Genomic DNA, 13,747 nt, shown 5'->3' on the forward strand with positions numbered 1-13,747 from the left:
GCCCCGCTGAAGAGTGACGACTGCAGACAGGCTCCGAGGACGGCGGATCAGGCGTGGGCGGCCCGGTGGGTCCTGGCCAGCTCCACGTAGAACGTGCCGTTGAGCGTGAGGCCCTCGCGCTCCTCGTCGGTCAGCTCCCGCCTGACCTTGGCGGGGACGCCCGCGACCAGCGAACCGGGCGGGACGACCATGCCCTGCGGGACCAGCGCCTGCGCCGCGACCAGGGAGCCCGTGCCGATCACCGCGCCGTTGAGGACGGTCGCGCCCATGCCGACGAGGCAGTCGTCCTCGACGGTGCAGCCGTGCAGCACCGCGTTGTGACCGACGGAGACGCGCTCGCCGACCGTCACCGGGAAGCCCGGGTCGACGTGGACCGTGCAGTTGTCCTGGATGTTGCTGTCGGCGCCGATCTCGATGGGGCCCGCGTCCGCGCGCAGCACCGCCCCGTACCAGACGCTCGCGCCCGCGCCGAGCGTCACCTCCCCGATGACGACGGACGTCGGCGCCGTGAACGCCTCCGCGTGCACCTGCGGGTCCTTGCCGCCGATCCCGGTGACGAGTGCCTCGTGGCCCGTGCTTCCCATCGCCTGCCGCTCCTTGTGTGCTCGGTTCTCGTGCGTGCCGTCGCGCCTGAGCGAACCGTACCTTTGGGGTGAAGATCACAGCTCGTCGAGGTGGGGGCGGACGGTACGGATGAGTAACGTGGCGCCGTGCCGAAGCAGTGGAACGTGTTCTCGCCGCGTGGGCGGACCGCCAGGGGCGGCCTCGCCCACCGTGCCGTCCAGGCGGGCTGGCGCTGGGCGCAGCGCGCGGGCGCGGTCACCGCGGAGCGCCCCGGCGGCCACCGGTTCGGCGCGATCGGCCACGGGACCAAGCTGGCCTTCCCGCAGGGGACCGTGTTCGGCGAGGAGTGGATACGGCTCGGCGCGCACTGCATCATCGGCGAGCAGGTCACGCTGACCGCCGGGCTCATGCCCGACCTCGACCTCGGGCCCGACCCCATCCTGACCCTCGGCGACGGCGTCGTGATCGGACGCGGCAGCCACGTCATCGCGGACACGACCGTCACCATCGGGCGCGACGTCTACATGGGCCCGTACGTCTACATCACCTCCACCAATCACTCCTACGACGATCCGCACGAGCCCATCGGCCGCCAGTGGCCCCGCATGGAGCCGGTGGAGATCGGGCCCGGCTGCTGGATCGGCACCGGCGCGGTGATCCTGCCCGGCGCGCGGATCGGGCGGAACGTGGTCGTCGCGGCCGGGGCCGTGGTGCGCGGCGAGGTGCCGGACCACGCGGTGGTGGCGGGGGCGCCCGCCCGGATCGTGCGGAGCTGGGACGCGGAGACGGGCTGGCAGCCGCCCCTGCGCACGCCCGCACCCCGGCCGATCCCCTCCGGGGTGACACCGGAGCAGTTGCTCGCCCTGGCCGACCTGGAAGAGCCGTAGCCGTTTGCTGCGATAGTGAACCCTGGATTCGATAGATGTAACGAGCAACCAGGAACCACGTGGACACCAGCGAAAGCAGTACGGACACCGGGAACGGCACCGGGCAGCAGGGGGCCGAGGCGGAGCGGCGCGGATGGCGGCGCTTCGCCATGGACACGCGTCCGCTGCGCATCCCCGCCTACCGGCGGCTGTGGTCGTCGACCATCGTCACGGCCGTCGGCAGCCAGCTCACCGCGGTCGCCGTGCCCAAGCAGATCTTCGACATCACCGGCTCGTCCGCGTGGGTCGGCGCCGCGAGCATGGCGGGGCTGCTCCCGCTGATCGTCTTCGCCCTGTGGGGCGGCGCGGTCGCCGACACCATGGACCGCCGCAAGCTCCTGCTGATCACCAACTGCGGTATCGCCGTCACCTCGGTGCTGTTCTGGGTCCAGGCCCTCGTGGGGCTCGACTCGGTCGGCGCGCTCATGGTGCTGCTCGCGCTGCAACAGGCGTTCTGGGGGCTCAACGCCCCGGCGCGCAACGCCTCCATCGCACGGCTCGTGCCCGAGGGACAGCTGGCCGCCGCCAACGCGCTCGGCTCGACCGTCATGCAGACAGGACAGGTCGTCGGCCCGCTGCTCGCCGGTGTCCTCATCCCCGTCATCGGCCTGCCCGAGCTGTACCTCGTCGACGCCCTCGCGCTGTGCGTCACCGTGTGGGCGGTCTACCGCCTCCCGGCGCTGCCGCCTCTGGACTCGTCGGCGAAGCGTCGGGCGGGCGTGCGCGAGATAGCCGCCGGTTTCCGCTACATCAGCGCCCACAAGGTGCTGCTGCTGTCCTTCCTCGCCGACATCATCGCGATGGTCTTCGGCATGCCGCGCGCCCTGTTCCCGCAGCTGGCCGCCGAGACGTACGCCCCGTACGGGGAGGGGCTCGCCCTGGGTCTCCTCTTCGCGGCGATCCCGATCGGGGCGGTGGTCGGCGGCCTCTTCTCCGGCACGTTCTCGCGGGCCCGGCGGCACGGCTGGATGGTGATCGGCGCGGTCGTCGCGTGGGGCGCGGCCATCGCCGGGTTCGGACTCAGCCGCAATCTGTGGCTCGCGGTCGTCTTCCTCGCCGTCGCCGGGATCGCGGACATGGTCTCGATGGTCTTCCGCGGCGCGATCCTGCTCTCCGCCGCCACCGACGAGATGCGCGGCCGGATGCAGGGTGTCTTCACGGTCGTCGTCGCGGGCGGCCCGCGCCTCGCCGACGTGCTGCACGGCTCGGCGGGCTCCGCCTTCGGCCCCCGCACGGCGGTCGCCGGGGGCGGTGTCCTGGTCGTCGTCCTGATGCTGGCTCTGGCCCTGGCGATCCCGGCGCTGCGCCGCTACCGCATCTGAGCCGGGACCGGCCCCGCTGCCCGGGCCGGGGACCGAGGACGGGCTGCTCTCACCCCGCCGCCAGCAGCACCGTCCCCACCAGGGCCAACCCCGCGCCCGCCGCCTGCACGCCCCGCAGCCGCTCCGCCAGGAAGCCGCGCGCCGCCAGCGCGGTGATCACCGGGTACAGCGAGGCGAGCACCGCCGCCACCGTCACCGGCCCGGCGTGAGCGGCCAGCGAGTACGTGCCGTTGGCGGCGACGTCCGCGAGGCCGACGAAGGCGAGCGCGGGCAGCGAGCGCCGGACGAGGCGGGCGCCGCCGTCGGCCTCCGCCGGGAGCACCGGCGCCCCGCGCCTGGCGGAGAGCCAGAGCGCCGTGCCGCCCGCCGCCACGTTCGTCACGCGCTGCACGAACAGGGCGAGGAACAGACCGGTCAGCGTGGTCGACGCCGCCGAGATCAGCGCCATCACCGTGCCGAAGCCGAACGCCGCGACGAGCGTCAGCAGGACCGCCCGGCGCTGGACCGGAGCGCCCCGCAGCTGGGGGCCGCCCGCCAGGACGATTCCGGCGACGGCCACGAGGATGCCCGCGACCTGGAGCAGCCCCGGGCGCTCCCCGAGGACCAGGCCCACGCCGACCGGCACGGCGACGCCGACCGAGCCGAGCGGCGAGACGACGCCCATCGGGCCGAGCGCGAGCGCCTTGTAGAACGCCAGCATGGCGACCGGTCCGACCAGGCCCGCGCCGACGGCGAACCAGAGCTGCGGCCCCGCCTCGCTCCACCCGCCCGTGGCGACCACGATCGCGCCGAGCACGACCACCGCGATGGACTGGGAGACGACCACGACCGTCAGCGCCGGGGTGCGCCGCGTCAGGAGCCCGCCGCCGAAGTCGGCCAGACCCCACAGCACGCTCGTGGCCAGGGCGAACAGCGCGGACTGTGCTTCCACGGACGACCTCGCAGTACAGTTTGCTGAACACTTTGGTGCACCACACCGTAGTTCAATGCATTGCACTCTGTCATCCATGATATTGGACGGAATGTGTCGGACCTCGACCTCCTGACCCAGTCCCTCGCCCGCAACGTCAAACACTGGCGGACCGAGCGCGGCTTCACCCTGGACGTGCTCGCGACCCGGGCCGGCGTCAGCCGCGGCATGCTCATCCAGATCGAGCAGGCCCGCACCAATCCGAGCATCGGCACCGTCGTCAAGATCGGCGACGCGCTCGGCATCAGCATCACCACCCTGCTCGACTACGAGCAGGGCCCCAAGGTACGGATCGTCCCCGCCGAGCAGGCGGTCCGCCTCTGGCACACGGACGCGGGCAGCTACCACCGCCTGCTCGCGGGCACCGAGGCGCCGGGGCCGCTGGAGATGTGGGACTGGCTGCTCCAGCCCGGTGACGGCAGCCCCTCCGACCCGCACCCGCGCGGCACCGTCGAACTCCTCCACGTCACCGAGGGCGAGCTGACCCTCATCGTGGACGGCGCCGCGCACACGGTGCCCGAGGGCGCGAGCGTCACCTTCGAGGCGAACGTGGCGCACGAGTACCGCAACGACGGGGACGTGCCGGCCCGGATGATCATGGCCGTATCGGTCCCGTTCGAACGCTGAGACACGGGGAACCCGGCGCGGCGCGGGCTGTTAGCGTGCCGCCATGCGCGCACCCATCGGCACTTTCGACGCCGTCCGCCCCGCCCCCGACACCCTGGACCTCCTCACCCGGCCCGTCGCCGACGCCGTACGGCACTGGCGCGGCACGGTGCCCGCGCAGGAGCTGATCCACGTCGACACCGACCCCGAGTGGGCCGACACCGCGACCTTCGTCGAGCACTACGGGCCCGAACTGCTCGCCGCCTCGGCCAACTGCGTCGTCGTCGCGGGCAAGCGCGGTGGTGAGACCACGCTGGCCGCGTGCGTCGTGCTCTCCACCACCCGGGTCGACGTCAACGGGGTCGTGCGCCGCCAACTCGGCGCGCGCAAAGCCTCGTTCGCCGCCATGGACACCGCCGTCGGCGAGACCGGCATGGAGTACGGCGGCATCACCCCCATCGGGCTTCCCGCCGACTGGCCGGTCCTGGTGGACGCGGCCGTCGTCGACCTCCCGCACGTCCTCATCGGCAGCGGCACCCGCAGGGGCAAGCTGATCGTCCCCGGCAAGGCGCTCGCCGAGGTGGCGAACGCGGTCGTCCTCGACGGTCTGGGCGTGAGTTCGTAGGGAGCCGTCCCGCACGCGTCGGCACGGGAGCCGTGGTCCTACGGTGTGTCACAGATGGTGCGTGCGGCGTTCGCGCAGCAGGAGCCACGCCAGGAACAGGCCGCCGCCCACCCCGGTGACCACGCCGACCGGCATGAGCGCCGAACCGGTCACGCGCTGCGTCAGCAGATCCGCGGCCGTGACCAGGAGCGAGCCCGTCCAGGCGGCGGGCAGCAGGTTGGGTCCGGCCGCGCGGGTGACCCGGCGGGCCAACTGCGGTGCGGCCATGGCGAGGAACGGGATGGGGCCCGCCGCCGCCACCGCCATCGCCGTCAGGCCCGTGCCCGCGCACAGCAGGATCAGGCGGCTGCGTTCGGGCGGCACGCCCAGCGCGCCGGCCGTGTCGTCGCCCATGTCGAGCAGAGTGAGGCGGCGCGCGTACACGAGGACGACGGGGACGCAGACCAGCAGGCCGAGACCGGCCGTGCGGACCTCGCTCCAGCCGCGGTCGTTGAGGGAGCCGATCATCCAGCTCGCCGCCTGGGCCGCCTTGCCGATGTCGGCGCGGACGTAGAGGAAGCTGGTCGCCGCGCCCAGCACGGCGGACATGCCGATGCCGACGAGGACGAGTCGGTAGCCGTGCACACCCCTGCGCCAGGCCAGCAGATACACGGCCGCCGCGGTGGCGAAGCCGCCGAGGACCGCGCCGAACGCGGTCTGCGGGGCGCCCGCGTTCAGGAACATGATCGCGACGAGCGCGCCCGCCGACGCGCCGTTGCCGAACCCGATGATGTCCGGGCTGCCCAGCGGATTGCGGGTCAGCGACTGGAACACGGCGCCCGCTATGCCCGTGCCGAAGCCGACGAGGACGGCGGTGAGGGCGCGGGGGAGGCGCAGGTCGAGCACGATGAACCCGGCGCCGGGCGGCCCGTTCCCGGCGAACGTGCGCAGCACCTCGGCGGGCGACAGCTCATAGGTGCCGGTGCCGACGGAGAGCACCACCAGGCACGCCGTGACCAGGATCAGCGCCACGCAGACCAGGACCGTACGGGGGTCGAACCGGACGGACCAGCGGCCCGCGCGCACCCTCGCCCCGTACACCCCGGGTCCGCTCTTCACCGGCGTCGTCACAGCTGGGCCACCTTCCGCCGGCGTACGAGATGGATGAAGAGCAGGCCGCCGAGGAACGAGGTGACGATGTCCGCCTGGATCTCCGACGGTGTCACCACGACCCGGCCGATGACGTCGGAGACGAGCAGCAGAGCAGGCGCGAACAGGGCGCAGTAGGGGAGGAGCCACCGCGGGTCGGGGCCGGTGAACGCGCGGACCGCGTGCGGGATCATCAGGCCGACGAAGCCGATCGGCCCGCAGACGGCCGTGGCACTGCCGCACAGCAGCGTGACGGCGACGACGCAGAGCGTGCGCGTGCGCCGCACCGAGGTGCCGAGCGCGCGGGCGTGGTCCTCGCCGAGCGAGAGGGCGCCGAGCGGCCGGGCCAGGGCGAAGGCCAGGAGCGCGCCCGCGATCAGCAGTGGCAGTGCCTTGAGGAGCAGCTCGGGATCGCGTTTCTCCAGCGTGCCGACCGACCAGTGGCGCATCGAGTCCAGGGTGTTCAGGTCCCACAGCTGGAGGCCGTTGACGTAGCCGAAGAGGGCGGCGTTGACGGCGGTCCCGGCGAGGGCGAGCCGGACGGGGGTCGCGGCGCGGGTCCCGCCGAGCGCGTTCACGACGACGGCGGCGACGCCCGCGCCGAGCAGCGCGAACCACACGTACCCGGTGAACGACGTGATCCCGAAGACGCTGATGGCGGTGACGACGGCGGCCGACGCCCCCGCGTTCACGCCGAGCAGCCCGGGATCGGCCAGCGGGTTGCGGGTGAGGACCTGCATGACCCCGCCGGCCAGGCCGAGCGCCGCGCCGACGGCGATCCCGATGAGGGTCCGCGGCAGCCGCAGTTCGCGCACGATCCCGTCGTACGCGGAGCCCGACGGCGAGAACAGGCCGTGCCAGACGTCGCCGAGCGGGATGTGTTCCGTGCCCACGGCGAGGGACGACGCCGACGCCGCGCAGAGCAGGAGCACACCGAGGGCCAGGCCCGCGGCGCGCGGTGGGCGGCCGCGGCGGGTGGCCGATAGTCGCGGTGCTTCTCCCCGGCGGGGACGCGTTCCAGTGAGCATGTGGTTAGCTTAGGCTAACCTAACCTCGTCTGCTGACAATTACGTTGACGAAACGCTCCCCGGAACCGCGTGGATCGCTCACCGCTGACCGCGCCCGGCCCGGATCGCTCGGAGGAAGAGGAGACATGCGCGTCCAGACCGCGGCCCCGCCCGCCAGGCCCGCCGCCCTGCCGGACCACCGGCCGGTGCGCGTCACAGGGCCACGCGTCGCGCACCTCCTGGAACGCCTGGCCGCGGCCGACGGCGACGCGCAACGCCTGCGCCTCGCCGAGGAGTTCTGGCGCGACGTGACCGGCCTCGGCACCCCGCTCGTCGAGGAGATCGACGGCGCACCCGACCACCGTGCCGTCACCTTCCTGTGGCGCGGCCACCGGACCACCCGGCAGGTGCTGCTCATGGCCAACCGCCTCGCCGACCGCGACCACCTGGCCGGATCGCTCCTGGAGCGCGCCCCCGGCACCGACATCTGGCACCTCGGCCTGCGGCTGCGCGCCGACCACCGCGGCTCCTACCGCCTCGCCGCCGACATCTCCGCCACCGAGCCGCCCACCGACCCGGACATCCTCCAGGCGCGCCTGCGCTCCCTCGCCGTGCACGCCTCCCGCGACCCGCTCAACTCCCGCACACAAGCCACCCGTTGGTCGGCGGCCGAGTCGTCGGTCTTCGCCCTGCCGGACGCACCGGCCGAGCCGTGGGCGCCCCTCTCGGGCGAGAACCCGGCCCGGAGATCGGCGGGCCGCGTCGAACGGCACCGCACGACGGCCGCCGCGCTCGGCGCCCCGCGCGACGTCTGGACCTACCTCCCGCCCGGCCACGGCCGCGCCGACGCCCCGCTGCCCGTCCTCGTGCTCTGCGACGGCGACATGTGGTTCGGCCGCATCGGACTCCAGGACACCCTCGACGCCCTCATCGGAGCGGGGAAGCTGGCCCCGCTGGCCGTGCTCGCGCCCGACGCCGTCGACCGCGCCACCCGCGCCCGCGAACTCGGCGCCCGCGACGCCTTCGTGGAGTTCCTCGCCGACGAACTCCTGCCCTGGGCGGCCGGGCGCTGGCCCGTCACCGACGACCCGGCGCGCACGATCGTCGCCGGGCAGAGCCTCGGCGGCATGGCCGCGCTCCACGCGGGCCACCGGCGCCCCGACCGTTTCGGCCACGTCGTCGCCCAGTCACCGTCCCTGTGGTGGCGGCCCGGACTCCCCGCCGACCGGCCGCACAAACACGTCTTCGGGGTGCCCTGGCTCGTCGCCCGGTACGCGGCCACCGAGCCGCGCCCCGTCACCGTGCACCTCGACGTCGGACTGCACGAGGGCGCCATGGTCGACCACTGCCGGGCGCTCCACGACACCTTGCACTCGGCCCGCTACCAGGTCACCCGCAACGAGTTCAACGGCGGGCACGACTACGCGTGCTGGCACGTGGCGCTCGCGGACGCGCTGATCCGGCGGCTGGGTCCGGGCGCCGCCTGACTTTCCGCACACCCAGAGTTCCACCACCCCCGTCTCGCACTGAGGAGCATCACGCACATGTCCGCCAACCGAACCTTCCGCCGCACGGCCCTGGTGTCCTGCGCCGCCGTCACCGGAGCCCTGCTCCTCAGCGCCTGCGGCAGCGGCGACGGCACCGACGACAACGCCGGCGGCAGCGGTGAGGGAAAGCCCGCGGCGGCCACCACGCGTCAGATCACCGACGCACAGGGCCGCGAGGTGAAGGTGCCCGGCACCCCGAAGAAGGTCGTCACACTCAGCGAGCCCACCACCGACGCGGCGCTCGCCCTCGGCATCGAGCCCGTCGGCGTCACGGCCGGCCGCGGCCAGCAGGGCGTGTCCACCTATCTCGCAGGCAAGGCGTCCAAGGCGCAGGTCGTCGCCACCGTCGCCGAGGCCGACCTGGAGAAGCTCGCCGCGCTCCGGCCCGACCTGATCCTCCTCGACGAGACCACCGGCGCGAAGAAGACCGTCGACAAGCTCCAGGAGATAGCGCCGACCGTCGTCACCGCCAAGCTCAACGAGGACTGGAAGAAGTCCTTCACCGACACCGCCGACGCTCTCAACAAGAAGCCCGACGCCGAGAAGTGGCTGAGCGACTTCGACACCCAGGTCGCCGACGTCAAGAAGCGGCTCGGCGACAACGCGGGGAAGTCCGTCTCCGTCATCCGCTGGCAGGACGGCGCGCCCTCCGTCGTCGGCAAGGGCGACGGCGTCGTAGCCTCCACCCTTCAGGCGCTCGGCACCACCCGCCCCACGGACCAGCAGGGCGCGAGCACCGGGCACAGCGAGCCCGTCTCCCTGGAGAAGCTGTCCACCATCGACGGCGACTGGCTGTTCTTCGGCACGCTCGGCGACAAGGCCGACGGTGAGAAGGCGTACGGCGAGGCCCGCAAGGTCACCAACTTCGGCAAGCTGAACGCCGAGAAGAATCAGCACGTCGTGGTCGTCCAGGGCTCGGCGTGGAACAGCGCGGGCGGCCCGCTCGCCGCGCAGGTCGTCCTCGACGACCTCAAGGGGGCGCTGGCCAAGTGATCACCGGTCAGGAACGCGCGCAGGCCGCCACGGCCGCCGGTGAACTGTCCGGGCGGCTCGCTCTCGTCACGGGGGCGGGCCGGGGCATCGGCGAGGCGGTGGTCGCCGCGCTCGCCGGGCGCGGGGCCCGTGTGCTCGCCACCGACCTGGACGCGGAGGCTGTCGCCAACGTCGCGGCGCGGTACGCGGCCGGTGAGGTCACCGCCCGCCCCCTCGACGTCACCGACGCCGTCGCCGTCGAAGCGCTCGTCGCCGACGCGGAGGCGTCCCTCGGGCCGCTCGACATCGCCGTCAACGTCGCCGGGATCCTGCGGGGCGCGCCCGCGGTCGAGCTCAGCGACGAGGACTGGGGTGCCACGTTCGCCGTCAACACGGACGGCGTCTTTCATGTCTGCCGGTCCGTCGCGCGCCGCATGACCGGGCGCGGCGCGGGAGCGATCGTCACCGTCGCCTCCAACGCGGCCGGGATTCCGCGGGCCGGAATGTCCGCGTACGCCGCGTCCAAAGCGGCCACCGCCATGTTCGTCAAATGCCTCGGGCTCGAAGTCGCGGCACACGGCGTGCGCTGCAACACCGTGTGCCCCGGGTCGACCCTCACCGACATGCAGCGCGGCATGTGGGAAGCGGGCGGCGGCGGCTTCGAGGCGGCCCGGGACGCCGTCATCGCCGGTGACCTCGGCGCCCACCGCACCGGTATCCCGCTCGGGCGCATCGCGGACCCGGCCGATGTCGCCGAGGCGGTCGCGTTCCTCGCGTCCGATCGGGCGCGGCACATCACGATGCACGACCTGTACGTCGACGGCGGCGCGACGCTCCGCGGGTAGGGGGACCCGCCTCCGCGTGTGCCGGGTACGCCCGGTCCGGCGGCCTCCGCAGCGTCGTGGCCGCCCGCGCAGTTCCCCGCGCCCCTGAAGCACCCGGCTCCGCCATAGCTCCTGGGACCACGCCCGCGAGAAGCCCCACGCGCCGCGCCTCCCTGAGATGGCGCACGAAGTGCGCATCTCGGGGGCGCGGGGAACTGCGCGACCAGCCACGAAGAGACCCGCACCCGCGAACCCACCCGCCCCGCCAACGGCGACCCCGCGCACCCCACCCCAACAATCCCGGCCCGCACCACCCCCACCCCCACCCTCACCCCGCCACCGGCAACCCCCACCCCAGGAGGCCCCGATGACCACGTCCGTCCGTGAACCCGCCACCACCCCACCGGAGGTGACCGCGGCGACCGATCTCCTCGACCACTACCGCCCCGGCACGGACCGCTTCCTGGCCACCCCCCACCGCACCCTCCTGGGCCAGGGAACAGCAGCCGAACTCCCCCCGGACGAGGCCCCGTTGAGCAGGCGCGTACAGCACCTGCTCAACACCCGCCGCCGCACCGGCCGGTCCGCCGTGGTCATAGGCGCCCTGCCCTTCGACCCCGGCCCCGGGAAGGCCCCCGCCCTGGCCGTCCCGGAGCGCCTCCGCTGGGCACCACCGCTCCGCGAGGACCCGCTGACAGCCCTGCCGGTGCCGGACGGCGAGAACGCCGCCTGGCAGGTCCGCGAGGTGCCCTCCGCAGAGGAGTACCGCGCCGCGGTCGCCGCCGCCGTCGCCCGGATGAAAGCGGGGGAGTTCGACAAGGTGGTGCTCGCCCGCACCCTGGAGCTGACGGGCCCGCACGCCCCCGACCTGCCCGCGATGCTGCGCCGCCTGGCCCGCCGCGACCCGGCGGGGTACACCTTCGCCGTGCCCAGTGGCCCGGGCCGCACGTTGATCGGCGCCAGCCCGGAGCTGCTGGTCGCCCGTGACGGCGCCCGGCTGACCGCCAACCCCCTCGCCGGCTCGGCGCCCCGCAGCGCCGACCTCGCCGAGGACGTCCGCCGCGCCGCCGCGCTCCTCGAATCGCCGAAGGACCTGCACGAGCACGCCGTGGTGGTGGCCGCCGTCCGGGAGGCGCTCGCCCCGTTCTGCACGCGCCTCGACGTGCCCGAGCGCCCCGCCCTCGTACGCACCGCCGCGATGTGGCATCTGTCGACGACGGTCACCGGCGAGATCGCCGACCCGGACCGCACCACCGCCCTGGACCTCGCCTCCGCCCTGCATCCGACCCCCGCCGTCTGCGGCACTCCGACGGACCTGGCCCGCCGGGTCATCGCCGAGTCGGAGCCGTTCGACCGGGGCGCCTACACCGGCATGGTCGGCTGGCAGAACGCGGACGGCGACGGCGAGTGGGTCGTCACCATCCGCTGCGCCGAGGCCGAGACCCGGGCCGACGGCGGCCTGCTCCGCCTGTTCGCCGGGGCCGGTGTCGTGGCCGCCTCGTCGCCGGAGGCGGAGACCGCCGAGACCGGAGCGAAGTTCCGTACGTTCCTGAACGCCGTGGGAGCCGCCCTGTGACCGCCGACGCCCTCACCCCCGGCGCGGACGCGCCCACCTGGCCCGCCGCGTTCGCGGAGCGCTACCGTGCCGCCGGGTACTGGCGCGGCGAGACCTTCGGCGGCGTCCTGCGCGAGCGCGCCGGGGCCCACCCGGATCGCGTCGCCCTCGTCGATCCGGCGCCGACCCGCCGCACGTGGACGTACCGCCAACTCGACGAGCGGGCCGACCGGTTGGCCGCCGGGTTCGCCGAGCGCGGCATCCGCAGGGGCGACCGCGTCGTCGTGCAGTTGCCGAACATCGGCGAGTTCATCGAGGTCGTCTTCGCCTTGTTCCGGATCGGCGCGCTGCCCGTGTACGCGCTGCCCGCGCACCGCGAGTCGGAGATCGCCTACTTCTGTTCGTTCGCGGAGGCCGTCGCCTATGTGATCCCGGACCGGCACGCGGGCTTCGACCACCGCGACCTCGCCGCCCGGGTGCGGAAGGAGACCCCGGGCCTGCGCCACGTCTTCGTCGTCGGCGACCCGGGCGAGCACACGGCGCTGGCCGACGTCGACGCCGACCCCGTGGACTTCGACGGGCCCGCGCCCCACGAACTCGCCTTCCTCCAGCTCTCCGGCGGCACGACAGGGCGCCCGAAGCTCATCCCGCGCACCCACGACGACTACCTGTACTCCCTGTGGGGCTCGAACGAGATCTGCGGCGTCGACGCCGACACCCGCTTCCTCGTCGTGCTGCCCGCCGCCCACAACTTCCCGATGAGCAGCCCGGGTTGGCTCGGCGTGCTCTACGCGGGCGGCACCGTCGTCATGTCCCCGGGCGCCGACCCCGAGACGGCGTTCCCGGTCGTCGCGGCGGAACGGATCACGATGACGGGGCTCGTCCCGCCGCTCGCCCTCGTCTGGACGCAGGCGGCACCCGACACCCGCTACGACCTGTCGTCCCTCGACCTGATCCTGGTCGGCGGCGCCAAGTACAGCGAGGCCGCGGCCCGCCGCCTCCAGCCCGCGCTCGGCTGCAAACTCATGCAGGTCTTCGGCATGGCGGAGGGCCTGGTCAACTACACCCGCCTGGACGACGACGCCGAGACGGTCGTCACCACGCAGGGCCGGCCGATCTCCCCGGACGACGAGATCCGCGTCGTCGACGACGCCGACGAGGACGTCCCCGAGGGCGCGTTCGGGCACCTGCTGACCCGGGGCCCGTACACCATCCGCGGCTACTGGCGCGCGCCCGAGCACAACGCCCGCTCCTTCACCGCCGACGGTTTCTACCGCACCGGCGACATCGTGCGCCGCACCCCGAGCGGGCACCTCGTCGTCGAGGGCCGGGCCAAGGACCAGATCAACCGGGGCGGCGAGAAGATCGCCCCGGAGGAGATCGAGAACATCATCCTCGCCCACCCCGCCGTCCACGACGTCTCCCTCGTCGCCGTCCCCGACGCCTACCTCGGCGAACGCTCCCTCGCCTACGTGATCCTGCGCCCCGGCGCCGAACCGCTGAAGCCGGTCGCCGTCAAGCGGTTCGTCAGGGAGCGGGGCGTGGCCGCGTACAAGGTGCCCGACCTCGTCGAGTTCGTCGACGCCTTCCCGCGGACCGGCATCGGCAAGGTCAGCAAGAAGCAGCAGCGGTCCGCCGCCGAGCAGCCTTCCGCGCACGTCGTCGACCAGCCCGCCCCGCAGCACTGAGAGGCTCCCCCCA

General features: G+C 73.6%; 13 protein-coding genes. 9 read left to right on the forward strand and 4 right to left on the reverse strand.

The window, feature by feature from the left end:
* Nucleotides 1-47: 47 nt before the first annotated feature.
* A complete protein-coding gene (locus C1N81_RS36860) occupies nucleotides 48-584 on the reverse strand; it encodes a gamma carbonic anhydrase family protein (protein WP_394435722.1) in 537 nt (178 codons plus the stop codon).
* A 126-nt stretch (nucleotides 585-710) separates the two neighbouring features.
* Between C1N81_RS36860 and C1N81_RS36865 the strand changes: the two genes are divergently transcribed.
* Nucleotides 711-1,451: an acyltransferase gene (locus C1N81_RS36865; RefSeq protein ID WP_394435723.1), complete on the forward strand. Its 741-nt coding sequence runs from the start codon at nucleotides 711-713 to the stop codon at nucleotides 1,449-1,451.
* Between the two features lie 59 nt (nucleotides 1,452-1,510).
* On the forward strand, nucleotides 1,511-2,812 hold the full coding sequence (locus C1N81_RS36870) for an MFS transporter (RefSeq protein WP_394435724.1): 1,302 nt from the start codon (nucleotides 1,511-1,513) through the stop codon (nucleotides 2,810-2,812).
* Between the two features lie 49 nt (nucleotides 2,813-2,861).
* Here the strand turns inward: C1N81_RS36870 and C1N81_RS36875 are convergent, their stop codons facing one another.
* Entirely contained in the window at nucleotides 2,862-3,743 is an 882-nt protein-coding gene (locus C1N81_RS36875; protein ID WP_394435725.1) for a DMT family transporter, read from the reverse strand.
* A 93-nt stretch (nucleotides 3,744-3,836) separates the two neighbouring features.
* Here C1N81_RS36875 and C1N81_RS36880 point away from each other — a divergent pair, with 93 nt between their 5' ends.
* Both C1N81_RS36880 and C1N81_RS36885 read left to right on the forward strand, forming a co-directional pair.
* Nucleotides 3,837-4,409: a helix-turn-helix domain-containing protein gene (locus C1N81_RS36880; protein WP_394435726.1), complete on the forward strand. Its 573-nt coding sequence runs from the start codon at nucleotides 3,837-3,839 to the stop codon at nucleotides 4,407-4,409.
* Nucleotides 4,410-4,452: 43 nt separating this feature from the next.
* Entirely contained in the window at nucleotides 4,453-5,013 is a 561-nt protein-coding gene (locus C1N81_RS36885) for a YbaK/EbsC family protein (protein ID WP_394435727.1), read from the forward strand.
* A 48-nt stretch (nucleotides 5,014-5,061) separates the two neighbouring features.
* Here the strand turns inward: C1N81_RS36885 and C1N81_RS36890 are convergent, their stop codons facing one another.
* Together C1N81_RS36890 and C1N81_RS36895 are read right to left on the reverse strand one after the other, a co-directional pair.
* Nucleotides 5,062-6,123 carry a FecCD family ABC transporter permease gene (locus tag C1N81_RS36890; protein ID WP_394435728.1) on the reverse strand — a complete coding sequence of 354 codons (1,062 nt, stop codon included), beginning with the start codon at nucleotides 6,121-6,123 and terminating at the stop codon, nucleotides 5,062-5,064.
* The gene (locus tag C1N81_RS36895) at nucleotides 6,120-7,169 is read right to left on the reverse strand and encodes a FecCD family ABC transporter permease (RefSeq protein ID WP_394435729.1); all 1,050 of its coding nucleotides are present in this window, start codon (nucleotides 7,167-7,169) and stop codon (nucleotides 6,120-6,122) included. The genes C1N81_RS36890 and C1N81_RS36895 overlap by 4 nt, the downstream gene beginning before the upstream one ends.
* Before the next feature lie 125 nt (nucleotides 7,170-7,294).
* On the opposite strand from C1N81_RS36895, the gene fes reads away from it, so the two are divergent.
* The 5 genes from fes to C1N81_RS36920 all read left to right on the forward strand — a co-directional run bounded on the left by fes (nucleotide 7,295) and on the right by C1N81_RS36920 (nucleotide 13,734).
* Nucleotides 7,295-8,635: an enterochelin esterase gene (gene fes, locus C1N81_RS36900; protein ID WP_394435730.1), complete on the forward strand. Its 1,341-nt coding sequence runs from the start codon at nucleotides 7,295-7,297 to the stop codon at nucleotides 8,633-8,635.
* Between the two features lie 57 nt (nucleotides 8,636-8,692).
* Nucleotides 8,693-9,688 (forward strand): ABC transporter substrate-binding protein, encoded by a 996-nt coding sequence (locus C1N81_RS36905; RefSeq protein ID WP_394435731.1) that lies wholly within the window; start codon nucleotides 8,693-8,695, stop codon nucleotides 9,686-9,688.
* The gene (locus C1N81_RS36910) at nucleotides 9,685-10,512 is read left to right on the forward strand and encodes a 2,3-dihydro-2,3-dihydroxybenzoate dehydrogenase (protein WP_394435732.1); all 828 of its coding nucleotides are present in this window, start codon (nucleotides 9,685-9,687) and stop codon (nucleotides 10,510-10,512) included. The genes C1N81_RS36905 and C1N81_RS36910 overlap by 4 nt, the downstream gene beginning before the upstream one ends.
* 346 nt (nucleotides 10,513-10,858) lie before the next feature.
* Nucleotides 10,859-12,067, forward strand: coding sequence for an isochorismate synthase (locus tag C1N81_RS36915; protein ID WP_394435733.1), 1,209 nt, complete (start codon nucleotides 10,859-10,861; stop codon nucleotides 12,065-12,067).
* The gene (locus C1N81_RS36920; protein ID WP_394435734.1) at nucleotides 12,064-13,734 is read left to right on the forward strand and encodes a (2,3-dihydroxybenzoyl)adenylate synthase; all 1,671 of its coding nucleotides are present in this window, start codon (nucleotides 12,064-12,066) and stop codon (nucleotides 13,732-13,734) included. The genes C1N81_RS36915 and C1N81_RS36920 overlap by 4 nt, the downstream gene beginning before the upstream one ends.
* The last annotated feature ends 13 nt before the right edge of the window (nucleotides 13,735-13,747 follow it).

The organism is Streptomyces sp. SGAir0957, from assembly GCF_043523415.1.

Bases quoted from the DNA above. Each gene is read 5' to 3' on its own strand.
- C1N81_RS36860 (WP_394435722.1), bottom strand. From the start codon at position 584: ATGGGAAGCACGGGCCACGAGGCACTCGTCACCGGGATCGGCGGCAAG.
- C1N81_RS36885 (WP_394435727.1), top strand. From the start codon at position 4,453: ATGCGCGCACCCATCGGCACTTTCGACGCCGTCCGCCCCGCCCCCGAC.
- C1N81_RS36895 (WP_394435729.1), bottom strand. From the start codon at position 7,169: ATGCTCACTGGAACGCGTCCCCGCCGGGGAGAAGCACCGCGACTATCG.
- fes (WP_394435730.1), top strand. From the start codon at position 7,295: ATGCGCGTCCAGACCGCGGCCCCGCCCGCCAGGCCCGCCGCCCTGCCG.
- C1N81_RS36905 (WP_394435731.1), top strand. From the start codon at position 8,693: ATGTCCGCCAACCGAACCTTCCGCCGCACGGCCCTGGTGTCCTGCGCC.
- C1N81_RS36915 (WP_394435733.1), top strand. From the start codon at position 10,859: ATGACCACGTCCGTCCGTGAACCCGCCACCACCCCACCGGAGGTGACC.